Annotated in this window: 20 protein-coding genes and 1 pseudogene; 10 read left to right on the plus strand and 11 right to left on the minus strand. The window is 73.7% G+C overall.

What is annotated here, in order from left to right:
• Positions 1 to 4 precede the first annotated feature (4 nt).
• The 3 genes and pseudogenes from ABD269_RS31955 to ABD269_RS31965 all read right to left on the minus strand — a co-directional run bounded on the left by ABD269_RS31955 (position 5) and on the right by ABD269_RS31965 (position 1,442).
• Positions 5 to 277 (minus strand): DUF1876 domain-containing protein, encoded by a 273-nt coding sequence (locus ABD269_RS31955; RefSeq protein ID WP_344123608.1) that lies wholly within the window; start codon positions 275 to 277, stop codon positions 5 to 7.
• Between the two features lie 30 nt (positions 278 to 307).
• A pseudogene (locus ABD269_RS31960) lies at positions 308 to 961 on the minus strand (phosphoribosyltransferase); the annotation flags it as partial.
• A gap of 70 nt (positions 962 to 1,031) precedes the next feature.
• Positions 1,032 to 1,442 (minus strand): HIT family protein, encoded by a 411-nt coding sequence (locus ABD269_RS31965; RefSeq protein WP_301889867.1) that lies wholly within the window; start codon positions 1,440 to 1,442, stop codon positions 1,032 to 1,034.
• 54 nt (positions 1,443 to 1,496) lie between these two features.
• Here ABD269_RS31965 and ABD269_RS31970 point away from each other — a divergent pair, with 54 nt between their 5' ends.
• The 4 genes from ABD269_RS31970 to ABD269_RS31985 all read left to right on the plus strand — a co-directional run bounded on the left by ABD269_RS31970 (position 1,497) and on the right by ABD269_RS31985 (position 6,671).
• The gene (locus tag ABD269_RS31970) at positions 1,497 to 2,261 is read left to right on the plus strand and encodes a DUF72 domain-containing protein (RefSeq protein WP_344123611.1); all 765 of its coding nucleotides are present in this window, start codon (positions 1,497 to 1,499) and stop codon (positions 2,259 to 2,261) included.
• A 118-nt stretch (positions 2,262 to 2,379) separates the two neighbouring features.
• Entirely contained in the window at positions 2,380 to 3,753 is a 1,374-nt protein-coding gene (locus ABD269_RS31975) for a serine/threonine-protein kinase (protein WP_344123613.1), read from the plus strand.
• A gap of 73 nt (positions 3,754 to 3,826) precedes the next feature.
• A complete protein-coding gene (locus ABD269_RS31980) occupies positions 3,827 to 5,299 on the plus strand; it encodes a DUF6777 domain-containing protein (RefSeq protein WP_344123615.1) in 1,473 nt (490 codons plus the stop codon).
• Positions 5,300 to 5,369: 70 nt separating this feature from the next.
• On the plus strand, positions 5,370 to 6,671 hold the full coding sequence (locus ABD269_RS31985) for a TerD family protein (protein WP_344123617.1): 1,302 nt from the start codon (positions 5,370 to 5,372) through the stop codon (positions 6,669 to 6,671).
• Between the two features lie 13 nt (positions 6,672 to 6,684).
• On the opposite strand, the gene ABD269_RS31990 is transcribed toward ABD269_RS31985, so the two are convergent.
• On the minus strand, positions 6,685 to 7,854 hold the full coding sequence (locus tag ABD269_RS31990) for a glycosyltransferase (RefSeq protein WP_344123619.1): 1,170 nt from the start codon (positions 7,852 to 7,854) through the stop codon (positions 6,685 to 6,687).
• A gap of 149 nt (positions 7,855 to 8,003) precedes the next feature.
• Between ABD269_RS31990 and ABD269_RS31995 the strand changes: the two genes are divergently transcribed.
• The 3 genes from ABD269_RS31995 (at position 8,004) to ABD269_RS32005 (ending at position 10,033) form a co-directional block, all read left to right on the plus strand.
• Positions 8,004 to 8,801 carry a glutamate racemase gene (locus ABD269_RS31995; RefSeq protein ID WP_344123621.1) on the plus strand — a complete coding sequence of 266 codons (798 nt, stop codon included), beginning with the start codon at positions 8,004 to 8,006 and terminating at the stop codon, positions 8,799 to 8,801.
• 79 nt (positions 8,802 to 8,880) lie between these two features.
• The gene (locus tag ABD269_RS32000; RefSeq protein WP_344123623.1) at positions 8,881 to 9,486 is read left to right on the plus strand and encodes a hypothetical protein; all 606 of its coding nucleotides are present in this window, start codon (positions 8,881 to 8,883) and stop codon (positions 9,484 to 9,486) included.
• A gap of 52 nt (positions 9,487 to 9,538) precedes the next feature.
• Positions 9,539 to 10,033, plus strand: coding sequence for an NUDIX hydrolase (locus ABD269_RS32005; RefSeq protein WP_301889880.1), 495 nt, complete (start codon positions 9,539 to 9,541; stop codon positions 10,031 to 10,033).
• A 136-nt stretch (positions 10,034 to 10,169) separates the two neighbouring features.
• Here ABD269_RS32005 and ABD269_RS32010 read toward each other — a convergent pair whose 3' ends face one another.
• Positions 10,170 to 12,914: an AfsR/SARP family transcriptional regulator gene (locus ABD269_RS32010; protein ID WP_344123626.1), complete on the minus strand. Its 2,745-nt coding sequence runs from the start codon at positions 12,912 to 12,914 to the stop codon at positions 10,170 to 10,172.
• Between the two features lie 85 nt (positions 12,915 to 12,999).
• Entirely contained in the window at positions 13,000 to 13,566 is a 567-nt protein-coding gene (locus ABD269_RS32015; RefSeq protein ID WP_344123628.1) for a helix-turn-helix domain-containing protein, read from the minus strand.
• Positions 13,567 to 13,681: 115 nt separating this feature from the next.
• Between ABD269_RS32015 and ABD269_RS32020 the strand changes: the two genes are divergently transcribed.
• Complete coding sequence (locus ABD269_RS32020) at positions 13,682 to 14,515, plus strand: class I SAM-dependent methyltransferase (protein ID WP_344123630.1); 834 nt, start codon at positions 13,682 to 13,684, stop codon at positions 14,513 to 14,515.
• A 26-nt stretch (positions 14,516 to 14,541) separates the two neighbouring features.
• Here ABD269_RS32020 and ABD269_RS32025 read toward each other — a convergent pair whose 3' ends face one another.
• Together ABD269_RS32025 and ABD269_RS32030 are read right to left on the minus strand one after the other, a co-directional pair.
• On the minus strand, positions 14,542 to 15,507 hold the full coding sequence (locus tag ABD269_RS32025) for a TIGR03557 family F420-dependent LLM class oxidoreductase (RefSeq protein ID WP_344123632.1): 966 nt from the start codon (positions 15,505 to 15,507) through the stop codon (positions 14,542 to 14,544).
• Between the two features lie 28 nt (positions 15,508 to 15,535).
• A complete protein-coding gene (locus tag ABD269_RS32030) occupies positions 15,536 to 16,570 on the minus strand; it encodes an AI-2E family transporter (protein WP_344123634.1) in 1,035 nt (344 codons plus the stop codon).
• Between the two features lie 257 nt (positions 16,571 to 16,827).
• Between ABD269_RS32030 and ABD269_RS32035 the strand changes: the two genes are divergently transcribed.
• Together ABD269_RS32035 and qcrB are read left to right on the plus strand one after the other, a co-directional pair.
• The gene (locus ABD269_RS32035; protein ID WP_344123636.1) at positions 16,828 to 17,910 is read left to right on the plus strand and encodes a carboxylate-amine ligase; all 1,083 of its coding nucleotides are present in this window, start codon (positions 16,828 to 16,830) and stop codon (positions 17,908 to 17,910) included.
• 66 nt (positions 17,911 to 17,976) lie between these two features.
• Entirely contained in the window at positions 17,977 to 19,605 is a 1,629-nt protein-coding gene (qcrB, locus tag ABD269_RS32040) for a cytochrome bc1 complex cytochrome b subunit (protein WP_344123638.1), read from the plus strand.
• 16 nt (positions 19,606 to 19,621) lie between these two features.
• Here qcrB and ABD269_RS32045 read toward each other — a convergent pair whose 3' ends face one another.
• From ABD269_RS32045 to ABD269_RS32055, 3 genes are all read right to left on the minus strand, one after another.
• Positions 19,622 to 20,011, minus strand: a complete 390-nt coding sequence (locus ABD269_RS32045) for a cytochrome c oxidase subunit 4 (RefSeq protein WP_301889892.1) — start codon at positions 20,009 to 20,011, stop codon at positions 19,622 to 19,624.
• Positions 20,008 to 21,753: an aa3-type cytochrome oxidase subunit I gene (ctaD, locus tag ABD269_RS32050; RefSeq protein WP_344123641.1), complete on the minus strand. Its 1,746-nt coding sequence runs from the start codon at positions 21,751 to 21,753 to the stop codon at positions 20,008 to 20,010. Before ctaD ends, ABD269_RS32045 begins: the two co-directional genes overlap by 4 nt.
• Positions 21,754 to 21,883: 130 nt before the next feature.
• Positions 21,884 to 24,418 carry an ATP-binding protein gene (locus ABD269_RS32055; RefSeq protein WP_344123643.1) on the minus strand — a complete coding sequence of 845 codons (2,535 nt, stop codon included), beginning with the start codon at positions 24,416 to 24,418 and terminating at the stop codon, positions 21,884 to 21,886.
• Positions 24,419 to 24,429: the final 11 nt, after the last annotated feature.

The following is a 24,429-nucleotide window of genomic DNA, read 5'->3' on the forward strand; positions in this document are numbered from 1 at the left end:
CCTGTCAGTGCGTCAGATGAGCGCGCTCGTGGGTGAGTTCCTCGATGTCCACGCCCGCCTTCTCCAGCAGCTGTTCGGCGAGCCCGTACAGCGCGCGGGCCGCCGCGACCTCCTCGCCGACCCGCTGCTGGCCCGGGTCGTCCGGGTGACGGTTGGTGACACCGTGCGCCGTGAATTCCGAGCCGTCGCGCATGCGCAGCCGCGCGGCCGCCTGGGTCAGCGGCCCGGCCTCACGGAATTCGAGATCGATGGTGCACTCGACAATCGTCTCCATCATGGCAATCACACCTCCAGCGATTCACGGTCCGGCACCGGGGCCGGACCGCGCCGTACTGCTCCGCCGCAGCAGATCGACGACCTCCTCGTCCGTCGTCTGGGAAAAGTCCTGATACCACTCGCCGACCGCGAAGAAGACGCTCGGCACGCTGAGACAGACCAGCTCGTCCACCTCCGCGCGCAGCTCCTCGGCCGCGTCCGGCGGGGCCACCGGCACCGCCAGCACCACCCGGGCGGCGTCCTGCGCCCGCGCCACCCGGCACGCGGCCGCCGCGGTCGCGCCCGTCGCGACGCCGTCGTCCACCACGACCGCCGTACGGCCCGCCAGCGGGATCCGCTCCCGCCCGCCGCGGAACCGCCGCGCCTGCCGGGCGAGTTCGGCCTCCTCACGGCGCTGCACGTCCGCGAGGTCGTCCTCGTCCACCCGGCTCATCCGCACGATGTCGTCGTGGACGACCCGTACGCCGTCCTCGCCGATGGCGCCGAACCCCAGCTCCGAGTGGCTGGGCACGCCGAGCTTGCGGACGAGGATCACATCCAGCGGGGCCGCCAGGGCCCGGGCCACCTCGAAGGCGACCGGAACACCGCCGCGGGGCAGGCCGAGCACGACCGTGTCCTCGGCGCGCAGGTGCCCCAGCCGCTCGGCGAGCCGACGGCCGGCGTCCACGCGATCGCGGAACCTCAAGCTGGCCATATATCCAATATGGACAGCTTCGAGCGGATAGTCCATGGCGGGCCCCGGCCCCGCCCGCCGCTCAGACGAAGGCCTCCCGGACCCTCGCCGCCACCTCCGCCGCCTCCTCCTGCGACGCATAGCGCGTCCGCGGCCAGAAGAACCCCCGCAGCCCGTCCTTGCGATTGCGCGGCACGACATGCACATGGAAATGCGGCACGGACTGGCTGACCCGGTTGTTGGCCGCCACGAACGACCCGGCGGCGCCCATGCCCCGCTCCACCGCCCCCACGACGCGCTGCACCCGGGTGAAGAACGGCCCGACCTCCGCCACGGGCAGATCGGTGAGCGTTTCTGCATGCCGCCTCGGCACGACCAGCACATGCCCGGGGAAGAGCGGCCGGGCGTCCAGGAAGGCCACCGCGGCCGCGTCCTCGAAGACCAGGTGAGCCTCCGACTCGCCCGCCACGATGGCACAGAAAGCACAGTTCACGTCATCGCACCCTTGCTGGTGGCGGATCCGGTGCCCCCGGGCAAGGATCATTCCATGCCCCTGTTCGTCGGCACCTCGGGATGGCAGTACAAGGACTGGCGCGGCGACCTCTACCCCGCCGACCGGCCGCAGCGCCTGTGGCTGGAGGAGTACGCCCGCCACTTCGCCACCGTCGAGAACAACAACGCCTTCTACCGCCTGCCCGAGACCGCCACCTTCGCCGACTGGCGCGACCGCACGCCCGACGGCTTCGTGATGGCGGTCAAGGCCAGCCGCTACCTGACCCACATCAAGCGGCTCCACGACCCCGAGGAGCCGGTGGACCGGCTGCTGCGGCGCGCCGCCGGCCTGGGGGACCGGCTCGGCCCCGTACTCCTCCAGCTGCCGCCCACCCTCCGCGCCGACCCCGCGCTCCTCGACACCGCCCTCGCCTGCTTCCCCGCCGGCATCCGGGTGGCCGTCGAACCCCGCCACCCCTCGTGGTGGACGGACGAGGTGCGGGCCGTGCTGGAGGAGCGCGGAGCGGCGCTGTGCTGGGCGGACCACGACTCCCGGCCCGTGACGCCGCTGTGGCGGACGGCCGACTGGGGCTACGCGCGCTTCCACTGCGGCAGGGCCCGGCCCTGGCCCCGCTACGGGCACCAGGCGCTCACGAGCTGGGCCCGGCGGATCGCCGGGCAGTGGCCCGACCGGGCCGATGTGTACGCCTACTTCAACAACGACCCCGGCGGCGCGGCCGTCCACGACGCCGCCGCCTTCGCCCGCGCCGCCACCGCGCTCGGCCGCACCGCGACCCGCACGCCGGACGTGCGCGACTGAGCTCCACAGGAAGCCGTACCACCGGGAACGGTAACGCGGGCCGCGCCGTCAGAGCGGGTGTGGCCCGAACGCGCACGGCCCGGGAGCGCGCCGTCCGTACGGGGAGGGGGCGTACGGCATGGACGCGGAGCACCGACCTCCACTGCTCGCCGGGCGGTACCGGCTGCTGGACCAGCTGGGCAGCGGCGGCATGGGAGTGGTCTGGCGCGCCTTCGACGAACTGCTCGACCGGGAGGTCGCCGCGAAGGAGGTCCGGGCCCCCGAACACCTGCGGGAGCAGGACGTACGGATCCTCTACGCGCGCCTCGAACAGGAGGCCCGCGCCGCCGCCCGCGTCAGCCACCCGAACGTGATCACCGTGCACGACGTCGTGGAGCACGACGGCCGCCCCTGGATCGTCATGGAGCTGGTGCGTGGCCGCTCCCTCGCCGACGTCCTCCAGCACGAAGGCGTGCTCCTGCCCAAGGAGGCCGCCAAGGTCGGCTCGATGGTGCTCCAGGCGCTGCGCAGCGCGCACTCCTCCGGGGTGCTGCACCGCGACGTCAAACCGGCGAACGTACTGCTGGAGCCCGGCGGCAGGGTGGTGCTCACCGACTTCGGCATCGCCCTGGTCGAGGGCTCGGGCACCCTCACCCGCACCGGTGACCTGGTCGGTTCCCCCGACTTCCTCGCCCCCGAGCGCGCGCTGGGGCAGCGCCCCGGGGCCCCGTCCGACCTCTGGTCGCTCGGGGCGACCCTGTACGCGGCGATCGAGGGCGTCTCGCCCTTCCGGCGCGGCTCGCCGCTGAGCACACTCCAGGCCGTGGTCCAGGACGACCCGCCACCGCCCCGGCGCGCCGGGCCGCTCACCCCGCTGCTCGAAGGTCTGCTCCGCAAGGACCCGCGGACCCGGATGGGCTCGGCGGAGGCACAGCGGATGCTCGACGCCGTCGCCGCCGGACACATGACCACACAGCCCGGCTGGAGCGGCGGGGGATACGTGCCCACCGAGCGCGCGGCACCCGCCCCACAGCCGCCGCCCCCTCCGGTCGCACCGCCCGCCCAGGGCAACGCGTCGCCCGCCGCCGCGGGCTCCGGCCCCGTCATGCCGCTGTACAGCAGCCCGGCGTACTCCCCGGGCCCGCCGCCACGCATGCCTGACGCTCCGTCATCTATGGCGTATGCGCCTGCCGTTGGCCATCCAGTGGTCGTCCCGCCCCCGGACGGGCGGCGGCTGACCGCGCTGCTCCTCGGTTCGGTGCTGGCCCTGCTGCTCATCGGCGGCGGCACCGCCGCCGTACTGGCCGCGCGGGGTTCGGGGGACTCCGGCGGGACCCCCTCGGGGGTGTCGAGCGCGAGCACCGGGTCCGCGGGCGGCGGGGGGTACGAGAGTCCCACCCCCGCCGCCGGCTCGTCGGCCTATCCCTCGCCCGGTGCCACCACGGCCCCGACGGGCGGGAGCTCGGCCGGACCCTGCAACGGGGGGTGGCTGCAGACATGCGGACCGGGGTGAGGCCTCCCTCTGCGCAGGACCACATACGCAGGACCACTTCATGCCGGCTATCGGGGGTGCATTTATGCGGCTGGTGTCTGATTCATTCGCGAGTCTTCCGCTCATAGAAACTAGGCGCACGTCCTCCGCGCGCCGCGCCGCACTGCGGCGCAGGAGGCTGCGCGTCGTCTCACTGCTCACCGTGCCCGCGCTGCTCGGCGGCGTCGCGGTGGCGGGGTGCACGTCGGAACAGAAGAAGAAGGCCGCCGAACTCACCCTGGAGGCTGTGGGGGTGACCGGTGACCACCCGTTCCTGCGGAACCCCGGCACCGACCTCAAGGGCGTCAACTCCCCGACCGGGGGCGGCGGCGAGAAGCCGGTGGACGCCCGCGGCGCCTTCGGCGGCACCCCCGGCAGCGTGCACTGCGACAAGGCGCTGCTGATCAAACAGATCACCCAGGACCCGGCCGAGGCCGAGGCATGGGCCAAGGCGCGCGGCATCGACCGGAACCGCATCGCCGCGCACATCGACAGCCTCACCGAAGTGGTCCTGCTCGACGACACCCTCGTCAAGAACCACGACTACCAGGGCGACGGGAGGACCAGGGAGTATCTGTCCGTGCTGCAGAAGGGAGTGGCGGTCCTCAACGACCCCTACACGGGGCCCGCGGTCAAGTGCAACTGCGGAAACCCGCTCGGCGAACCGGACCGCGACGTGGACCTCAATGCCTCGACCTACACGGGGGTCCGCTGGGAGACCTTCAGCGAAACGGAGGTCACCGTCATCACGCCCCGGGCCGAGGACAAGGGCCCGGTCAAGAACGTCCAGCTGGTCGACCCCTTCGAGAGCGACAAGGCCTTCGACAGGGGAGTGGGCACGGACGGCAACCAGGACTCCGCGACCTTCCACTGGAACCCGCCGCCCCGCCGCACGCAGCAGCCCTCGCAGGGGCGCCCGTCCGGCGCGGCATCCGGTTCGTCCAAGGGCCCGTCCGGTGCGCGTACGCCCACGGGGTCCGGTACGCCGGGCGCCTCCGCCGGGACGCCCACGCCCGGCGGGGAGCGGTCGCCCTCGCAGGCGACGCAGTCACCGTCGGGCGGCACCGGGCCGGCGACGGCACCGCCGACGGGCGCGTCCCGGTCCCCGGCGACGGCGGCGCCGCCCACCGCTTCCCGTACGGACACCTCACGGCCGCCGGACACAGGAGGGGAGGCGGTCCCGACGAAGGCCGCACCGACGAAGGGCCGGCCGACGAAGAGCGACCGGCCGCCGACGGAGGCCGAGCAGCCGTCGGCGCACGCCAAGTCCCCGTCGGCGGCGGCCGAGGAGCCGTCCGCGGACGTCAACCCTCCACCGGTGCACACCAAGTCCCCGCCCACGAAGGAGAATCCGCCGTCCGCGCCCGCCAAGCAGGACCGGCCGTCCTCCGTTCCGGAGCCGGAGGTACCCACGTACCACCCGACAGCGCGGGCACCCGCCCCCGCCGAGCCTCCTGCGGCCCCCGGGCAGACAGCCGAACCGCACGGCGCCCCCACCCCGTACGGGTCACATCAGGGGAACCGGTGAATCCGGTGAAAATCCGCCGTCAGGGTACGTTGGGTGCCGGAAACGACGGGACTGTTCAGAGGGGTGGAGCATGGGGATGCTCAAGGGCACCAACATCCGGATTCCGGCATCGGCCGTGCGGATCGAGCTGGGCTGGCGCGCGGGCCCCGGCATACCGGACGTCGATGCCTCCGCGCTGCTGCTGACCACCGGCAAGGTCCGTTCGGACGCGGACTTCGTCTTCTACAACCAGGCCGTCCACCCCTCCGGCGCCGTCCGCCACGAGGGCAAGCGCCCCGCGGGTGACAGCGTCACCGACACCCTCACCGTCGACCTCGCCTCCGTCGAGCCCGCGATCGAGACCGTCGTGCTCGCCGCGTCCGCCGACGGAGGCACCTTCGGCCAGGTGCCCGGACTGCACATCCGCGTGCTCGACCAGGCGAGCGGCGCGGAACTGGCCCGGTTCGACAGCTCGGACGCCACGGTCGAGACCGCCTTCGTCCTCGGCGAGCTCTACCGCCGCCAGGGCGAGTGGAAGTTCCGGGCCGTCGGCCAGGGCTACGACAGCGGCCTCGCCGGACTCGCCACCGACTTCGGCATCTCCGTCGACGAGCCCCGGCCGGCGCCCCCGGCCCCGCCCGTGGCGTATGCACAGCCCATCCCGCCCGCGCAGGCACCCGTACCGCCGCCGGCGCAGCCCGTCGCCCCGCCGCCAGTCGCTCCGCCGGCCCCGGCCCCCGCGCCCGTGCGCCTGACCAAGGTCACACTCACCAAGGACACCCCGACCGTCTCCCTCACCAAGCAGGGCGGCACCTCGGGAGCGCTGCGCGTCAACCTCAACTGGCAGGTGCGCAAGCAGGCCAAGGGAGGCTGGCAGCAGAAGCTCGGCCAGGCCATGGCGATGGCCACGCAGGGCGGGCTGGACCTCGACCTCGGCGCCCTCTTCGAGCTCAGCGACGGACGCAAGGGCGTGGTCCAGGCCCTCGGCAACTCCTTCGGCTCGCTGCACCAGCCGCCGTACATCCACCTCGACGGCGACGACCGGACCGGCGCGTCCGAGGCCGGCGAGAACCTGACCGTCAACCTCGACCACATCGCCGACTTCCGGCGCATCCTCATCTTCGTGACGATCTACGAGGGCGCCCGCAGCTTCGCCGGCCTGCACGCCACCGTCACGCTCCAGCCGCAGCACGGCGCGCCCGTCGACTTCTCGCTCGACGAGTGCACCGTGCCCTCCAACGTCTGCGCCCTGGCCCTCATCACCAACAACGGCGGTGACCTCGTCGTCCAGCGCGAGGCCCGCTACCTCGTGCCGGACCGCGGCGTCAGCCCGCAGCGCACGCTCGACCGCGCCTACGGCTGGGGCATGAACTGGACGCCCGGCCGCAAGTGACCCCGCGGCCCGCTCAGGGCGCGGCCTCCGGGCGGGCGTACGTCCGCCCCTTCCAGGCCGCGCCCCGGCCCCGGTAGTGCTGCACCGCCGAATCCACCGTCATCAGCAGATACAGCAGCCCCGTGAACGGCAGCAGCGGCGCCAGCGCGGGGGACTGCCGGTAGTAGCGCAGCATCGGGACGTACGTACCGGTCATCACCGCCCACGCGGCCGCGCCCGCCGCGAGCGTCACGGCGTCGCCGGTCAGCGCGCCCGCGAGCACGGCGACCGGCGGCGCGAGATACAGCACCGCCATCCCCGCGACCGTCCCGGCCAGCAGCAGCGGATTGTGCCGCAGCTGCGCGTAGGCGCTGCGCGAGACCATCCGCCACAGCGGAGCGAGCCCCGGATACGGCCGGACGCTGTCCACCCGCTCCGCGAGCCCCAGCCAGATCCGGCCACCGCTGCGCTTGACCGCCCGCGCCAGCGACACGTCGTCGATCACCGCCTGCCGGATGCTGTCCGGGACCCCGGCCCGCTCCGCCGCCTCCCGGCGCAGCAGCACACAGCCGCCCGCGGCCGCCGCGGTCCGCGCACCAGGCCGGTTGACCCACCGGAACGGGTACAGCTGCGAGAAGAAATACACGAACGCCGGGACGACGAGCCGCTCCCAGAAGCTCGCCACCCGCAGCCGCGCCATCTGCGACACCAGGTCGAGACCGCCCGAGCGCGCCGCCGCCACCAACTCCCGCAGGCTGTCCGGCGCGTGCGCGATGTCCGCGTCCGTCAGCAGCAGGAACTCGGCGTCCGTACGGGCACGGGCGAGCGCCATGCCGTGCCGCACCGCCCACAGCTTGCCGGTCCAGCCCGGCGGCGGCTCCCCGGGCGAGTCCACGGTCAGCGGCAGGCCGCCGCGCCCGTCCGCCAGGGAGCGGGCCAGCGCGCCCGTGCCGTCCGTGCTGCCGTCGTCGACGAGGAAGATCTCCGCCCGCCCCGGATAGTCCTGCGCGAGCAGCGACGGCAGGCTTGACGGCAGCACCTGCGCCTCGTCCCGGGCGGGGACGACGATCGCCACGGACGGCCACTCCCCGGGCGGCGTACGCGACGGGAGCCGTACGTCCGTGCGCCAGAAGAAACCCTGCCCCAGCAGCAGCCAGACCCACGCGGCCAGGGAACCGACAGTGATCCACATCAGCGTGCTCATCCGTCGCAGTCTGCCGCACGGCATGCCCGGCCGGAGGGCTTTCCCTCCCTCCGGTCGCCGGGCCGCGCGGCCCGGCCCGCCAGGCGCCGGGGAACGGGGGTACGAAGGGGGCCGAGGGGTCCGGAGGCCCCATCCATTAAAGTGACCGGGTGAAGATCGCGCTCATTGACTCCGGCAACGGCCTCCTGGCGGCGGCCGCCGCTGTGCACCGCCTGCGGCCCGACGCCGATCTCGTCCTCTCCTCCGACCCCGAGACCATGCCCTGGGGCCCCCGGACCCCCGAGGACGTCATCGAGCAGGCCCTCAACTGCGCCCGCGCCGCCGCCGCGCACCGGCCCGACGCGCTGATCGTCGCCTGCAACACCGCCTCCGTGCACGCCCTTGCCGCCATCCGCGCCGAGCTGGAGCCCGGTCTCCCGGTGATCGGCACCGTGCCGGCGATCAAGCCCGCCGCGGTCGGCGGCGGCCCGTTCGCCATCTGGGCGACCCCGGCCACCACCGGCAGCCCGTACCAGCGCGGCCTGATCCGTGACTTCGCCTCCGGCGTCCGGGTCACCGAGGTGCCCTGCCCCGGCCTCGCCGACGCCGTCCAGCACGCCGATGCGGCCGGCATCGACGCCGCCGTGGCCGCCGCCGCTGCCCTCACCCCCCGCGATGTAAGGGCCGTCGTCCTGGGCTGCACCCATTACGAGCTCGTCGCGGAGCGTATCCGTGCGGCCGTTCAGCCGCTCCTGCGTCCCTCGGACGAGCCCCTCGCGCTCCACGGGTCCGCCGAGGCCGTCGCCGCCCAGGCGCTGCGCCGGATCGGATCCGCGCCGGCCCCCGACGCCGAGCCGTCGGGCACCCTCACCGTGCTGCTCAGCGGCCGTGAGGCGGCCCTGGAGCCGTCCTCCCTCACCTATGCGGAAGGCCGCTCGCTGAGCGCGGTCGGCGCCGTACGCCCCTGACGGCGCTCCGGCCGCCCGATCCGGTTCCGTCCGCGCATCACCCCTGCCATGGTGGCGGAAGGTGAGTAGGCTGCGTCATATGAGGGACCACTCCAAGGGCCCGCAGGGCCACGAAGGCGACGAGAAGCCGGACGCGGTCGGAACCCCTTCCCCAGCCGACGGCGGCACCGAACTCGGCGTCTGGACCGGCCGTGCGACCAACCGGATCCAGTGGCTGCTGGCCGCTGCGGGCGCAGCCTGCTTGGCGCTCGGCGTCGAGCTGGCCGTCGACAGCGCGTGGACCTCGGGGCTGGCCCCTCTCGTCATGTCGGTCGTCGGCTGCGTCGCCGCGGGCCTGCTGATGCTCTACGGCACCCTCGCGTTCGTCCATGTGGCGGTACGGGTGGACACCGAAGCGCTGGAAGTGCGCTGCGGCCACATCGGGGTGCCCCGCACCCGCATTCCGCTCGCCCACGTGGTCGGCGCCGACTTCGACCCCCGGGTCACCCCCCGCCAGTGGGGTGGCTGGGGCTACCGCTGGCGCCCGGAGAAGGGCACGGCGGTCGTCGTGCGCCGCGGCGAGGGCTTCGTGCTGCGGCTGGGCGACGGGCGGTCCTTCACCGTCACGGTGGACGACGCGGAGGCCGCGGTGCGGGTGATCCGTGACGGGCTCCGCCGGGCCGCCGGGCGCAGGGCCGCCGCCTGACCGGCGGGCCGACCGGCAAGGGCACCCCCGGACACCCCCTAGGCTCGGACCCATGCCGACCCCCGACTTCATCACAGACATCCGCGCCGTCGCGGGCCACCAGCTCCTCTGGATCCCCGGTGTGAGCGTCATCGTCCTCGACGACGCCGGACGGGTCCTCCTCGGCCGCCGCGCGGACAGCGGGGAGTGGTCGATCATCGGCGGCATCCCCGACCCCGGCGAGCAGCCCGCCGCCGCGGTGGTGCGCGAGGTGTACGAGGAGACCGCCGTCCACTGCGTACCGGAACGCGTCCTCCTCGTCCAGGCCCTGGCCCCCGTCACCTACCCCAACGGCGATCACTGCCAGTTCATGGACATCTGCTTCCTCGCCCGCGCGGTCGGCGGCGAGGCGCGCGTCAACGACGACGAGTCGCTGGAGGTCGGCTGGTTCGAGCCGGACGCCCTGCCGCCGATGGAGGAGTTCGCGGTGTCCCGGATCAAGCAGGCCACGGCGGGCGGACCGACATGGTTCGAGGGGATCGGGGAGGGCCGCGACGGGGGCTGGTGAGCCGTGCCGGGGCCTTACGGCCCGGGGCGTGTGTGCCGGCGCCCAGCACCCATGTGGAGCATGGCGAGGGCATCCCGTAGGCAAGCATGGCCGCGGTCGTGCTGCCCCAGGTCGCGAAAGGCCTGGCCGGAGGCCCTCACGCCCCGGCCGTGAGCCGGTGCCGTGCCGCGTCGTGCCGCGCCTTGAACCCCTCGTCCGGCGACACCCGCAGCAGCGCGCCGAGGGCCCGCACGGCGCCGTCGTCGAAGCCGGACGCCTCCGCCTCGCGCGCCGCCCGGTCGAGCTGCCCGATGCCCTCGTCCACGTCGCCGAGCCCCAGCAGGGCCTCCCCGATCGCGGAGGACAGCAGCACCCGGGACGCGGCCTGTGCCTCCGAGTGGCCGTCGAGGGCGAGGGCCGCCGTCGCCGTGTCGAGAGCCGACCGCCATTCCTGGGTCTCCAGCCGGTGCCGCGCGAGGTGGTAGAGGGCCAGGCGCTCGGTGTGCCGGTCACGGGCCTCCCGGGCCAGTGCCGCCGCCCGCACACAGCCCTCCGCCGCCTCCTCCGGGGCGCCCAGCGACGCCTGCGCCAGCGACAGGTTGACCAGCGCGGTCGCCTCGCCGCTCAGGTCACCGGCGCGGGCGGCGAGCGCGGGGGCGGACTCCAGGCAGGGCAGCGCCTCGCCGGTGCGGCCCTCTTCCGTCAGCACCCAGCCGAGCAGGGACAGTACCCGTGACTCGGCGTACGGGTCGGCGTCGGCCCGTGCCGCGGCCAAGGCCTTCTCCAGCAAGGGGGTCCAGCCGTCGAGCACCCGCCACACCATCGGCGGCCACAGCGCCAGGACGATCCGCCAGGTCCTGCCGTGCAGTCCCGCGGAGTGCGCCGCGGCGGCCGCCGAAGTGAGGTCGTCGCGCTCGGTCGCGTACCAGGCCATGGCCCCGGCCCGGTCCCCGAACACCCTTGCCGCGACGGGGGCATGGAAATCGGAGGGCAGCGCGAAGCACGCCTCGTCGCCCGGCTCGGCTGCGGCGACCGCGGCGAGGGCGGTGGCGATGTAGTGGTCGAGTACCCGCGTGAGGGCGTCGGGCCCGGCGTCCATGCCACGCGCGTAGAGCCGGACGAGATCGTGCAGCACCCAGCGTCCCGGAGCGGTCTCCATGACGAGGTGCGCGGCGGCCAGCCGGTCCAGCGCGGCCTCGGCCGCGTCCGGGTGCGTGCCCGCCAGGGCCGCCGCCGCGTACCGGTCGACGTGCGCGCCGGGGTGGCGGCCGAGATGGGCGAAGTGACGGACGGCGAACTCCGGGAGCTGCCGCACGGTCAGCCGCAGCGCCGCCCGTACGCCGGTGTCCTCCACGTCCAGAAGGCCCAACCGGCGGGTCTCGTCGGAGAGTTCGGTGCTCAGCGAGTCCAGCGGCAGGTGCGGTCGGCCCGCGAGTCTGGCGGCCGCCACCCGCAGTGCGAGCGGCAGCCCGCCGCACAGCTCGGCCACCCGCCGTGCGGCCGCCGGCTCCGCGAGCACCCGGTCCTCGCCGAGCACCCCGGCGAGCAGCGCCGTGCCGTCCTCCGGCCCGAGCACGTCCAGGGGGACGGGGCTGGCGGCGTCGGAGGCGATCAGCCCGGGCAGCCGGTGCCGGCTGGTGACGACGGTGACGCAGTGGGCTCCGCCCGGCAGGAGCGGCCGGACCTGCTCGGAGTCGCGCGCGTTGTCCAGGACGACCAGGAGGCGGCGATCGGCGGCGAGCGACCGGAAGAGCGCGGCCGAGCCGTTCGCCGTCTCCGGTATCCGGCGCGGCGCGACACCCAGCGCCAGCAGGAACTCGCGCAGTATCTCGCCGAGCGCGGGCTCTCCGGTGTCGCTGAAGCCGCGCAGGTCGGCGTAGAGGCGGCCGCCGGGGAACGCGGTGTGGTTGCGGTGCGCCCACTGCACCGCGAGCGCCGTCTTGCCGACGCCGGCGGGACCCGTGACCAGGCAGACGGGCGCCTCGCCCGTGGCGGCCCGCGACAGGGCGGTCATTTCGGCCACCCGCCCGTGGAAGCCGCGCGGTGCGCGGGGCAGCAGATCGGCCACGTCGGAGTGCGGGGCCGACGGCGGTACGGGTGCGGGCCGCGACGGTGCCGGGGCGGCCGCGGGCGGGGTCGGCGCCGCCTCCTTCATGGCCTCGCACTCCCCGCGCAGGGCCAGTGCGTAGGCGTCCGCCAGTTCCCGGCCCGGGTCGACCCCCAGCTCGTCGGCGAGCAGCCGCCGGGTGCGGTGGAACCAGTCGAGGGCCTCCGAGCGGCGGCCCGCCCGCTGGAGCACCTGCATGAGGGCGACGGACAGGGACTCGCGCAGCGGATGGGCCATCGCCGCCGGGCGCAGGGCCGCGGCGGCCCTGGCATGCTCGCCCAACTGCGAGTAGCAGGAGGCCAGTTGCTCCGTCGAGGTCAGCCGGAGCTCCTCCAGCGCGTGTGCGGCGGCCTGGAGCGGCGGGCTCGGGGAGGTGTTGGCCAGCGCGGGCCCCCGCCACAGCGACAGGGCCTCCTGGTACATCGCCACCGCGTCGGCCGGGGCGCGCCGGCCGCGGGCCAGCGTCACCAGCTCCTCGAAGCGATGGGCGTCCAGCAGGCTCTCCGGCATCCGCAGGACGTACGCCGCGCCCTGGGTGACCAGCTCGACGCCGTACATCTCGGCGTCGGCCGAGGTCAGCAGCGTCCGCAGGCGTGACACATGGCCCTGGATCACACCGCGGGCGCGCGGCGGCGGTTCGTGGTCCCACATGGCGGCCGTCAGCTGGGCGACCGTCACGGGGTAGTTGGGACGCAGCAGCAGGGCGGCGAGCAGGCTGCACCGCTTGGCGGGCCCCAGCGGGAGATCACCGGTCCCGGTGGCGACCGACACCGCTCCGAGCAGCCGGAATTCCATCGGCGCGCAACCTCCTGCGGGAAAGACCTCAGAATACCGGGGCGCGCGGTGCCCGCAGACCGGCGGATCGAGGCGAACGCCCTGGTCAGGTGGTACGGGGCTGGGCACGGACGTGCATGCGCTCGCCCTGCGGCCCGAACAGGCTGAGAACCTCCACCGGCGCCTCGCCGGTGCTGCCGAACCAGTGCGGCAGCCGGGTGTCGAACTCGGCGGCCTCGCCCACCTTGAGCACGATGTCGTGTTCGGCGAGCACCAGCCGCAGCGCGCCGCTGAGCACGTAGAGCCACTCGTAGCCGTCGTGCGTCCGCAGCTCGGGAGTGCTGCGGGTGGTGCCGATGACCATCTTGAACGCCTGCAGGCCACCGGGCTGCCGGGTCAGCGGCACCACCGTCGCGCCCCCGCGCTCGACCGGCTTCATCCGCACCCGCGGATCACCCACCGGGGGCGCTCCGACCAGTTCGTCCAGCGGCACCTGGTGGGCGTGCGCGATGGGCAGCAGGAGCTCCAGGCTCGGCTTGCGCCGCCCGGACTCCAGCCGCGACAGCGTGCTCACCGAGATCCCGGTGGTCTCCGACAGGGCCGCCAGGGTGCATTTGCGCTGCTGACGGATGCTTCTGAGCCTCGGTCCGACGGCGGCGAGTACGTCTTCCATTCCTCTATTGCAGAAACGGCAACAAGGTTTGTCAATCCGCCCGGGCCGGGCGCATGGTCGGCGTCAGAAGGTCTTCAACGACGGATGACGTCGACGAGCCGAAGGAGCGGGTGGGATGAACGACTTCGACTGGGCCGCGATGGCCGACATGCTGGAGCACGAGGGCGAGGCGCACAGCCCTTATGTGCGACAGGCCCTCGACGAGCTGAAGGACCTGGCCCCGCGGCGGGTCCTGGACATCGGCAGCGGGCCGGGTGTCGCGGCCTGCCGGATGGCGGCGCTCTTCCCGGGGGCGGAGGTCACGGCGGTGGACGGCTCGCCCGAGCTGCTGGCCCGTGCCGAGGAGCGGGCCCGGCGGCTCGGCGTCCGGCTGCGGACGCAAGCGGCGGAGTTCCCCGCGGGGCTGGCCGGGCTCGGGCCCGCGGACCTGGTGTGGTCGGGGCAGGTCGTGCACCACGTCGGCGACCAGCAGGACGCGCTGAACCGGCTCGCCGGGCTGCTCGCCCCCGGCGGGGTCCTGGCCATCGTCGAGGGCGGGCTGCCCGCCCGCCGGCTGCCGAGGGACCTGGGCTTCGGGCGCCCCGGACTCGAGACCCGGCTGGACGCCATGATGGCCGACCGGTTCGACCGGATGCGGGCCGAGCTGCCCGGCTCGGTGGCGCTGGTCGAGGACTGGCCCGCCATGCTCCGCGCCGCCGGACTCACCGAGGTGCGGGCCAGGACCTTCCTCGTGGACCACCCGGCGCCGGTGCCCGACGGGGTACGGCAGTCGGTGCGCGGCTCGCTGGAGCGGTGCCGCACGGGGCTCGCCGAGGTCCTCGACGCCGAGGACGCGGCGACGCTCGACCGGCTGCTGGACCCGGCCGACCCGGCGGGTGTCGACCGGCGCCCCGACCTGTTCCTGCTCACCGCGAAGACCGTGCACTTCGGCCGGCGCCCCGGGAGCTGAACCGGCCTGCCGCCGGGTGCGCTTGTTCAGAGCTCGCGCAGCGCCGGGAGGAGCTCTTCCCTGGCCCAGGCCAGGAAGGGGCCCTGCTGGTCCCCGCCGATCTGGATCAGGGCCACCTCCGAGAACCCCGCGTCCGTGTAGGCCCGTACCGCGTCGACGAAGTCGTCGACCTTGGCGCCGCAGGGGATCCACTGTGCGACGTCGTCCTTGGTGACGGTGCGGGTCGCGGACGCGAAGGCGCCGTCGTGCGGCAGCTCGGAGTTGACCGGCCAGCCCAGCCCGGACCAGCGGAACTGCTCGTGCGCCCGGTCGATCGCCGCGTCGCGGTCCAGGTCGTAGGCCACGGGCAGCTGGCCCACCCGCGGCTTGCCGGACCCGCCGTGCCGGTCGAAGAGCTCCAGGAGCTCCTTCCTCGGCTCGGTGGCTATCACCAGGTCGGCCAGGTGCCCGGCGAGCCGGCAGGAGACCTCGCCCGAGACGGCGATGCCGATGGGCGGGGGCCGGTCGGGGACGTCCCACAGCTTGGCGTGCTCGACCTGGAAGTACGTGCCGCGGTGGCTGACGACCCGGCCCTCGAAGAGGCGGCGGATGATCCCGACCGCCTCCGCGAGCTTCTCCAGGCGCACGTCGGCGCAGGGCCAGCCGCCGCCGACGACGTGCTCGTTGAGGTTCTCGCCCGAGCCGAGGCCGAGCCGGAAGCGGCCCCCGGACAGCAGCTGGAGCGTGGCGGCCTGCTGGGCGACCACGGCCGGGTGGTAGCGGGTGGTCGGGCAGGTCACGTACGTCATCAGCGGGATCCGGGACGTGGCCCGCGCGGCGGCGCCCAGGACGGTCCACGCGTGCGGCGCGTGGCCCTGGGAGGCCAGCCACGGGAAGTAGTGGTCGGAGGTCACGGAGAAGTCGAACCCGGCCTCCTCGGCGCCCACCACATGATCGACGAGCTCCCGGGGGCCCGCCTGCTCGGTCATCATCGTGTATCCGATCTGCACCATGCGCCCCGGGTTCCCCCGTCTGCGTCGGCTATGCGGCGTCGATCCGTGGAAACGCGGATTCCTCCAGCACGATCCCGATCCCGACGGCGACCGGAATGGCGATCAGCGCCCCGACGATCCCCAGCAGGGCACCGCCGACCACGACCGCGACGACGGTCACGAGCGGGTGCACGTCCACGGCGTACCGCATCGCCTTCGGCATGATCAGATAGTCCTCGGCCAGCCGGAACGCGATGTAGAAGCCCGCGGTGCCCAGCGCGACGGGGAAGGACACCGCCAGGGCCACCAGGCTCACCACCACCCCGCCGACGGTCGACCCCACGACGGGGACCATGTCCAGCAGCGCCACGAGCACGCCGAGCGCCGCCGCGTACGGGACGTCCAGCACCGCGCACCAGGCGAACGTGGCCAGGCCCGCGACGGCCGACGTGGCGGCGTTGCCCAGCATGTAGCGCCCGACCCGCACGAGCGTCGCCTCGGTCAGCGTCACCACCCCGGCCCGGCGGCTGAGCGGGACGAACCGGTAGACGAACCGCTTCAGCTGCTCCATCCCCACCATGAAGTACACCGTCAGGATCACGACCAGCGCGGTCCCGGTGACCGCGCTGACGACCAGGTGGCCCGCGCCCAGCAGCCCGCCGACCACGGCCGGGCCCAGACCGGAACCGAGCTGCTGGCGAGCCTTGGAGACCAGGTGATAGCGGTCCTCCAGACGGCCCAGCGCCGAGTGGTGGTCGTGCAGCTGCCCCAGCCACTTCGGCACCGCGTCGACCAGGGCGGAGACCTCGGTGGAGACGGGCGGGATCACCAGCGCCAGGAAGCCCGCCAGGAGGGCCAGCGACGCGACGATCACGACGGTCACCGCCCAGCCCCGCCCGAGCCGCCTGCGGGCGAGCCAGGCCACCACCGGCTCCAGGCTGATCGCCACGAAGAGGGCCAGCAGCAGGAGAGTGAGCACACCACTGATCCGCAGGACGGTCTGCACGGCCAGATAGGCCAGCGTCAGCCCCAGCCCGGCGCTGAACCCCGCCGCGAACCAGGACGCCGTCGGCCGCACCAGCACCCGCCGGCCACGCTCCGCACGAGGCCCGCCCGGCGCGCCACCGGTCGGCTCACCCCCCTTCCGCGGGCCGTTCTCCGACTGCATCGCACCCTCTCCGGTCCGGGACCCTGGACCTCTCCGTACCCCGCGGCGCCACCGCGGCACCGGGCGCCGCCCGAAGACCACCTGCTGAGCCGAGCGTGCCCCGTGAGGGCGGCAGTCGGCTGACACCGGACACCGGACCGCGCATTCCGCGCCCCGGCGGGTACACGTCCCCCGTGATCACCATGGGAGTCGAGGAGGAATACCTCCTGCTGGACCCGGCCACGGCCACGCTCGTGCCGTTGGCGGACGAGGTGCGCGCGGTGGCGGGCCTCCAGCCGGCCGTGGACGCGTGCGAGGTGCAATCGGAACTGCTCCAGGCCCAGCTGGAGGTCGCCACCCCCGTCTGCACAGAGCTGGCCGACGTGGGCGCGCACCTGCTGCGGCTGCGCCGCGCGGTCGCCGTCGCCGCCGACAAGGCCGGCTGCCTGCCCGCCGCGACCGGCACCGCGCCCCTCGCCTGCGCCGCGCCGCCCGCCGTCACCGAGCAGCCCCGGTACGCCGCCGTCGCCGCGCAGGTGGCGCGCCTCGCGGACGAACAGCTGGTCAACGGCATGCACGTGCACGTCGCCGTCCCCGACCGGCGCGTGGGCGTGGCCGTACTCAACCGCGTCCGCCTCTGGCTGCCCGTGCTCGTCGCCATGGGCGGCAACTCCCCGCTGTGGTGGGGGCGGGACACCGGCTTCGCGAGCTGGCGCACCGTCGTCTTCGGCCGCTGGCCCGTCAGCGGCCCCCCGCCCGGCTTCGACGGCCCGGCCGACTACGAGCGACGCGTCGACGCGCTGCTCAGGGCCGGAGCGATCATGGACTCCGGGCAGGTGTACTGGCAGGCCCGGCTGTCCGAGCGCTACCCCACGATCGAGGTGCGCTGCCTGGACGTCCAGCTCACCGCCGACGACGCGATGATGTTCGCGGGCATCGTCCGGGGCCTGGTGGCCACGGCCGTGCACGAGGACCGGCAGGGCCTGCCCGTGACGCCGTGCCCGCCGGAGATGCTCTACGCCGCCAACTGGCATGCGGCGCGCCACGGTCTGCGCGGCGACCTCCTCGACAGCCGGGGGAGGCGGCACCGGGCCGACGACGCGGTGCGGGCGCTCGTCGGCCACATCACGCCCGCGCTCGACGAGGCGGGGGACACGGCCGAGGTGACGCGGCTGCTCCGCCGCTTCCTGCGGCACGGCGCACCGGCCGACCGGCAGCGCCGCGCGCTCGCCTCCGGCGGTCTGGAGGCGCTGACCGATCTGGTCACGGCCATGTAGCGGGCGCCTGCTCTGTTCTGGCTAATCGCCGGTTGAGCGCCCGGCACCCGGGTTACCCATCACCCCATGCTGTTCCGGAGACGGGGAGAGACGGGCGCGCCGCGGGCCCGGGCGGCCGCCGCGGGCGGATTCGTCGCGATGGACCGGAGGCTCCCCCTCGCGGAAGCGGGCCGGGCGCTGCTGCGCAAGGCGTTCCCGGACCACTGGTCGTATCTGCTCGGCGAGCTCGCCCTGTACAGCTTCGTGGTGCTGGTGCTCACGGGCTCCTACCTCGCGCTGTTCTTCGACCCGGGCATGACGCGGAGCGTCTACCACGGCCCGTACGCGCCGCTGCGCGGACTGCCGATGTCGCAGGCGTACCTCTCCACGCTCGACCTGAGCTTCCAGGTCCGCGGGGGGCTGCTCATCCGGCAGATCCACCACTGGGCGGCGCTGGTGTTCGTCGCCGCGGCCGCGGTCCACATGCTGCGGGTCTTCCTCACCGGCGCCTTCCGCAGGCCGCGCGAGGCCAACTGGCTGGTGGGGATGACCCTGTTCGTCCTCGCGATGCTCGAGGGCTTCTGCGGCTACTCCCTGCCCGACGACCTGCTGTCCGGCACGGGGATGCGCACGGCCAACACGATCGTGCTCTCGATCCCCGTCGTGGGCACGTACCTGAGCTCGTTCCTGTGGCGCGGCCCGTTCCCCGGCCATGTGATCCTCCCGCGGCTGTACATCGTGCACGTGCTGTTCGTCCCCGGGGTGCTGATCGCGCTGCTCACCGCTCACCTGCTGCTGGTCGTCTACCTCAAGCACACCCACTGGGCGGAGCGGGGCCGGACCAACCGCAACGCCGTCGGGCAGCCGATGTTCCCGCAGTTCCTCACCAAGTCCACCGGCCTGTTCCTGATGCTCTTCGGCCTGCTGGCCGCGCTCGGGGCGCTCGCCCAGGTCAACCCCGTCTGGAATTACGGGCCCTACCGCCCCGACCAGGTGGCGACGGACGCCCAGCCCGACTGGTACGTCGGCTTCCTGGAGGGCGCGCTGCGCGTCATGCCGCCGTGGGAGACCGTGCTGTGGGGCCACACCTGGATGTGGAACGTGCTGATCCCCGCGGTCGTCCTTCCGGGCGTGCTGTTCACGGCCCTGTACCTCTACCCCTTCCTGGAGAAGTGGGTGACGGCCGACGGCGCCGAGCACCACCTGAGCGACCGGCCCCGCAACCGGCCCACCCGCACCGCGCTCGGGGTCGCCGGCATCGTGTTCTACGCCGTGCTGCTCGCGGCCGGCGGCAACGACGTGGTCGCGTACTCCTTCCGGGTCTCGATCGACACCCTGACGTGGATCTTCCGGGCCGGGGTCGTGCTCGGGCCGGTCGTGGCCTTCCTGGTCACCAAGCGGATGTGCCTCGCCCTCCAGGACCACGACCGGCTGACGCTGGCCGAGGGCGAGGAGAGCGGCGAGGTGGAACAGAGCGTCCACGGCGGGCTCGCCGAGGGCCACCGGCCGCTGTCCGCCCGGCGCGGCTACCGGCTGATGGTCCGTGAGATCCCGCTGCCCCTGCCCGCGGGCGAGGGCCCGGTGCCCCGCAGGCAACGGCTCCGTACGGCCCTGAGCAGCTGGTACTACCGTGACCGCGTGGAGCTGCCCGTGACGCCCGAGCAGCGGCGGGAGATCGAGGAGCGGACGGCCGCGCCGGTCGAGCCGGGGGAGTGAGGCGAGGGGCCGCCGGTCAGTCGCGGTGGACGTACTGGAAGGCCATGCCGAAGACGCCCGCGGCCAGCAGGCCGAAGCCGATGATGAACAGCCACAGGCCGTAGACGACGCCCAGCGCGGTGAGCGCGGCGCCCAGGCCGGTCAGCGGCGGGTGGGCGCTGCGCGGCGGGAAGAAGTCGAGCGGCCCGGCGCGTTCGGCGATCTCGCCGCTCTTGCGGTCCTCCGGCCGGGGACCGCGGCGCCGGTGGTTCATGGCGCAGAAGAAGGAGACCAGCGACGCCATGACGAAGGAGACGGTCAGGGCGGCGGTGCCCGCGGGCTCGCGGCCGGACAGCCAGGTGTAGAAGGCGTCGGTGGCGAGGAAGAAGCCGGCCACCCCGGCGAAGAGCCATGCCTCGGTCTTCATGCGTTCGCGTCTCCGTGCGGAAGGGCCCGGTCCCCGGGCGGCAGGGCTGCCGCTTCCGCGGCCTCGGGGTGGTGCAGGTCGAATGCCGGGGAGTCGGACCGTACGCGCGGCAGGGACGCGAAGTTGTGCCGGGGCGGCGGGCAGCTGGTGGCCCACTCCAGCGAGCGCCCGAAGCCCCAGGGGTCGTCCACCGTCACCAGGGGCGCGTGCCGGGCGGTGTGCCACACGTTGTACAGGAACGGGAGGGTGGAGATGCCCAGCAGGAACGCGCCGATGGACGAGACGGTGTTCAAGGTGGTGAAGCCGTCCGCGGCGAGGTAGTCGGCGTAGCGCCGGGGCATCCCCGACTCGCCCAGCCAGTGCTGCACCAGGAACGTGATCTGGAATCCGGTGAACAGCGTGAAGAAGTGGATCCTCCCCAGCCGTTCGTCGAGCATGCGGCCGGTCCATTTGGGCCACCAGAAATAGAAGCCGCCGAACATCGCGAAGACCACGGTGCCGAAGAGCACGTAGTGCAGGTGCGCCACGATGAAGTAGCTGTCGGTGACGTGGAGGTCGAGCGGTGGCGAGGCGATGAGGACGCCGCTGAGCCCGCCCAGGAGAAAGGTCACCAGGAAGCCGACAGCCCACAGCATGGGCGTCTCGAAGGAGAGGCTGCCGCGCCACATGGTGCCGATCCAGTTGAAGAACTTCACGCCCGTCGGCACGGCGATCAGGAACGACATGAAGGAGAAGAACGGCAGCAGCACGGCCCCCGTCGCGAACATGTGGTGTGCCCACACCGAGGCCGACAGCATGGTGATGGCGATCGTCGCCCCCACCATGCCCGTGTAGCCGAAGAGCGGCTTGCGGCTGAAGACCGGGATGATCTCGGTGATCACCCCGAAGAACGGCAGGGCGACGATGTAGACCTCCGGGTGCCCGAAGAACCAGAAGAGGTGCTGCCACAGGATCGCCCCGCCGTTTGCCGCGTCGAAGACCCGCGCCCCGAACTTCCGGTCCGCCTCCAGCACCAGCAGCGCCGCGGTGAGCACCGGGAAGGCGAGCAGCGCCAGGATCGAGGTGAAGAGGATGTTCCAGGTGAAGACCGGCATGCGGAACATCGTCAGGCCGGGCGCCCGCAGACACAGGATCGTGGCGATGAAGTTCACCGAACCCAGCGTGGTGCCGACCCCGGCGACGACCAGCCCCATGGCCCACAGGTCACCGCCCGCCCCCGGGGAGTAGACCGCGCTGTTCAGCGGCGCGTAGGCGAACCAGCCGAACGGGGCGGCCCCGCCCGGCACGACGAGACCGGAGACCACGATCAGCCCGCCGAAGAGGAACAGCCAGTACGACAGGGCGTTCAGCCGCGGGAAGGCCACGTCGGGCGCCCCGATCTGCAGGGGCATGACGGCGTTGGCGAACCCGGCGAACATCGGCGTCGCGAACAGCAGCATCATCAGCGTGCCGTGCATCGTCACCAGCTGGTTGTACTGTCCCGTGGAGACGAACTGGAGGCCGGGCCGGGCGAGTTCGGCCCGCATCAGCATCGCCATCAGACCGGCGGCGAGGAAGAACGCGAACGCCGTCACCAGGTACATGTTCCCGATCACCTTGTGATCGGTGGTGGTGGCGTACGTCAGGAGCCTGCCGCCAAGCCGCACCCGGGGATTGCCGGCCGCCCGCCGTGTCCCCTCTGCCGTCCCCTGTGCCGTCTCCTCGTCCGCGTCCTCGGAATTCTCGTGCTCCAGCTGCGGCATTCGCCCCTCCGTGGGACCCGGCCCGGCGCGGGCTGCGACGGGACCGGCGTCCCTGTGCGGGCGCCTCGTGTGTAGCCGTGGCCGCCGCCGGGCAAACCCGGGCGTACGCCAACCGGCGCACGCCCGGTGTTCAGGCCAGGACGTCCTCCGCGGGTGTGCGGGCGGCGGGCAGGGAGACCACCATCGTCAGGCCCCCGCCCGGGGTGTCCTCCGGGGTGAGCGTGCCGCCCATGGCCTCCGTGAGCCCCCGGGAGATGGCGAGCCCCAGACCGAGCCCGGTGGTGTTGTCGGTGTCGCCCAGCCGCTGGAAGGGCGCGAAGGCCCGCTCCAGGTCGGCGGGGCTGATCCCCGGCCCCCGGTCGATGACACGCAGCTCGACCCGGGCGGCGAGGACGCTGGCCGCGACGGTGACCGGGCGGTCCGGGGGCGAGTGCCGGGTCGCGTTGGCCACGAGGTTGGCGACCACCCGCTCCAGCAGCGGCGGGTCGGCGAGCACGTCCGGCACCCCCTCCAGCTCGTGGGAGACGACCGGCACCGCCGGGGACTCCGGCAGGGTGTCCAGGGCCAGTGCCAGGACCCCGGCGAGCCCGGTGGGCTGGAGGTGCAGCGTGAGCGCCCCGGCGTGGATGCGGCTCATGTCCAGGAGGTTGTCGACCAGCCGGTTGAGCTTGACGAGGGACTCCTCCGCGGTGGCGAGCAGCTCCTCCCGGTCGGCCTCGGAGAACTCGACCTCCCGGCTGCGCAGGGAGCTGATGGCGGCCCAGCTGCCGGCGAGCGGGGTCCGCAGGTCGTGGCTGACGGCGGCGAGCAGGGCGGTCCGCATCCGGTCGGCCGCCTTGACCGGCTCGACCTCGGCGACGGCCTCGGCGAGGCGGGCGTGTTCGACGGCCGCCGTCAGATGGGCGGCGAAGGCGGTGAGCACCCGGCGTTCGGTGGCGGGCAGCGCCCGGCCGCGGAGCACCAGTTCGCCGTCGGCGCCGATGGGCACCGTCAGTTCCGCCCGTACGCCCTCCGGGTCCGCCGCCCGCCCCGCGTCGGTGCCACGGGCGCGCAGCTCGGCGGACTCCATCCCGAACGTCTCCCGGGTGCGCTCCAGCAGGACGGGCACGTCGTGCTCGCCCCGCAGGATGCCGCCCGCCAGCGACGACAGCGTCTCGGCCTCCGCGGTCGCGCTCGCGGCCCGGCGGCTCAGCCGCAGCGAACGGTCCACGACGGCCGCGACGGTGGCGGCGACCACGGCGAACACCACCACGGCCAGGACGTTGTTGGCCTCGTCGATGGTGAAGCGGTCGACCGGCGGCACGAAGGCGTAGTTGAGCAGCAGCGAGGCCGCGACGGAGGCGAGCAGCGCCGACAGCACCCCGCCGATGCAGGCGACGCCGACGACGGCCAGCAGGAAGAGCAGCGTCTCACTGGTCAGGTTCAGGTCCAGCGGCGTGGAGACGTTCCGCAGCAGCAGGGTGAGCAGCACCGGCACGAGCAGTCCCGTCACCGGACCGCCGATCCGCCGCGCGGACGACAGGTCCCGCCGGGACGCGGGCAGGGCCCTGCCCTGCCCGGCCCGCTCGTGTGTGACCATATGGACGTCGATGTCCCCCGACAGCGCGACCGTCGTCTCGCCCACACCGCGCGAGAACCGCGGCAGCAGGCCGCGGCGGCTGACGCCGACCACGAGCTGGGTGGCGTTCTCCGCGCGGGCGAAGTCCAGGAGCGCGGACGGGACATGGTCGCCGACCACCGTGTGGTATGTACCGCCGAGGCTCTCCACGAGCCGCCGCTGCCTGGCCAGGGCGGCGGGCGAGGCCCCCGCGAGGCCGTCGCTGCGGGTGACGTGGACGGCGAGCAGCTCACCGGAGGAACGGGCGGTGATCCGGGCGGCCCGCCGGATGAGGGTCTCGCCCTCGGGCCCGCCGGTGAGGGCGACGACGATGCGTTCGCGGGTCTCCCAGACGCCCCCTATGCCGTGCTCGGCGCGGTAGCGCTGGAGGGTCTCGTCGACGCGCTCGGCCACCCACAGCAGGGCCAGCTCCCGCAGCGCGGTGAGATTGCCGATCCGGAAGTAGTGCGACAGCGCCGCGTCTATCTTCTCGGGTGCGTAGATGTTGCCGTGCGCCATCCGGCGGCGCAGCGCCTCGGGGGGCATGTCGACGAGCTCTATCTGGTGGGCGCGGCGCACCACTTCGTCCGGGACGGTCTCGCGCTGCGGCACATCGGTGATCTTCTGCACCACGTCGTTGAGGGACTCCAGGTGCTGGATGTTGACGGTCGTCACCACATCGATGCCGGCGGCGAGCAGCTCCTCGATGTCCTGCCAGCGCTTGACGTTGCGGACCCCCGGCACATTGGTGTGGGCCAGCTCGTCCACCAGCGCCACGTCCGGGCGCCGGGCCAGCACGGCGTCCAGGTCGAGCTCGGTGTGCGCCGTGCCCCGGTAGGAGCGGCGCGCCCGCGGGACGGCCTCCAGCCCGTCGAGCATCGCCTCGGTGTGCGGCCGCCGGTGGCACTCCGCGAAGGCCACCACCACATCGGTGCCCCGCTGGGCCCGGCGCCGCCCCTCGTCCAGCATGCGATAGGTCTTGCCGACCCCGGGGGCCGCCCCGAGGAAGACCTTGAGCCTGCCGGGACGCGGGCCCGGCGCGTCGGTCGGAAGGCTGCCCTGCACCATCGATTGCTCCT

The sequence above is a fragment of the Streptomyces blastmyceticus genome (assembly GCF_039521185.1).
Classification (GTDB): domain Bacteria; phylum Actinomycetota; class Actinomycetes; order Streptomycetales; family Streptomycetaceae; genus Streptomyces; species Streptomyces blastmyceticus.

Excerpts from the sequence above, each read along its gene's own strand:
- ABD269_RS31985 (WP_344123617.1), top strand. The coding sequence starts at position 5,370 with ATGGGGATGCTCAAGGGCACCAACATCCGGATTCCGGCATCGGCCGTG.
- qcrB (WP_344123638.1), top strand. The coding sequence starts at position 17,977 with ATGCTGTTCCGGAGACGGGGAGAGACGGGCGCGCCGCGGGCCCGGGCG.
- ABD269_RS32045 (WP_301889892.1), bottom strand. The coding sequence starts at position 20,011 with ATGAAGACCGAGGCATGGCTCTTCGCCGGGGTGGCCGGCTTCTTCCTC.
- ABD269_RS32020 (WP_344123630.1), top strand. The coding sequence starts at position 13,682 with ATGAACGACTTCGACTGGGCCGCGATGGCCGACATGCTGGAGCACGAG.
- ABD269_RS32005 (WP_301889880.1), top strand. The coding sequence starts at position 9,539 with ATGCCGACCCCCGACTTCATCACAGACATCCGCGCCGTCGCGGGCCAC.
- ABD269_RS32055 (WP_344123643.1), bottom strand. The coding sequence starts at position 24,418 with ATGGTGCAGGGCAGCCTTCCGACCGACGCGCCGGGCCCGCGTCCCGGC.
- ABD269_RS31970 (WP_344123611.1), top strand. The coding sequence starts at position 1,497 with ATGCCCCTGTTCGTCGGCACCTCGGGATGGCAGTACAAGGACTGGCGC.
- ABD269_RS31955 (WP_344123608.1), bottom strand. The coding sequence starts at position 277 with ATGATGGAGACGATTGTCGAGTGCACCATCGATCTCGAATTCCGTGAG.
- ABD269_RS31990 (WP_344123619.1), bottom strand. The coding sequence starts at position 7,854 with ATGAGCACGCTGATGTGGATCACTGTCGGTTCCCTGGCCGCGTGGGTC.
- ABD269_RS31975 (WP_344123613.1), top strand. The coding sequence starts at position 2,380 with ATGGACGCGGAGCACCGACCTCCACTGCTCGCCGGGCGGTACCGGCTG.
- ABD269_RS32025 (WP_344123632.1), bottom strand. The coding sequence starts at position 15,507 with ATGGTGCAGATCGGATACACGATGATGACCGAGCAGGCGGGCCCCCGG.
- ABD269_RS32010 (WP_344123626.1), bottom strand. The coding sequence starts at position 12,914 with ATGGAATTCCGGCTGCTCGGAGCGGTGTCGGTCGCCACCGGGACCGGT.
- ctaD (WP_344123641.1), bottom strand. The coding sequence starts at position 21,753 with ATGCCGCAGCTGGAGCACGAGAATTCCGAGGACGCGGACGAGGAGACG.
- ABD269_RS32015 (WP_344123628.1), bottom strand. The coding sequence starts at position 13,566 with ATGGAAGACGTACTCGCCGCCGTCGGACCGAGGCTCAGAAGCATCCGT.
- ABD269_RS32000 (WP_344123623.1), top strand. The coding sequence starts at position 8,881 with ATGAGGGACCACTCCAAGGGCCCGCAGGGCCACGAAGGCGACGAGAAG.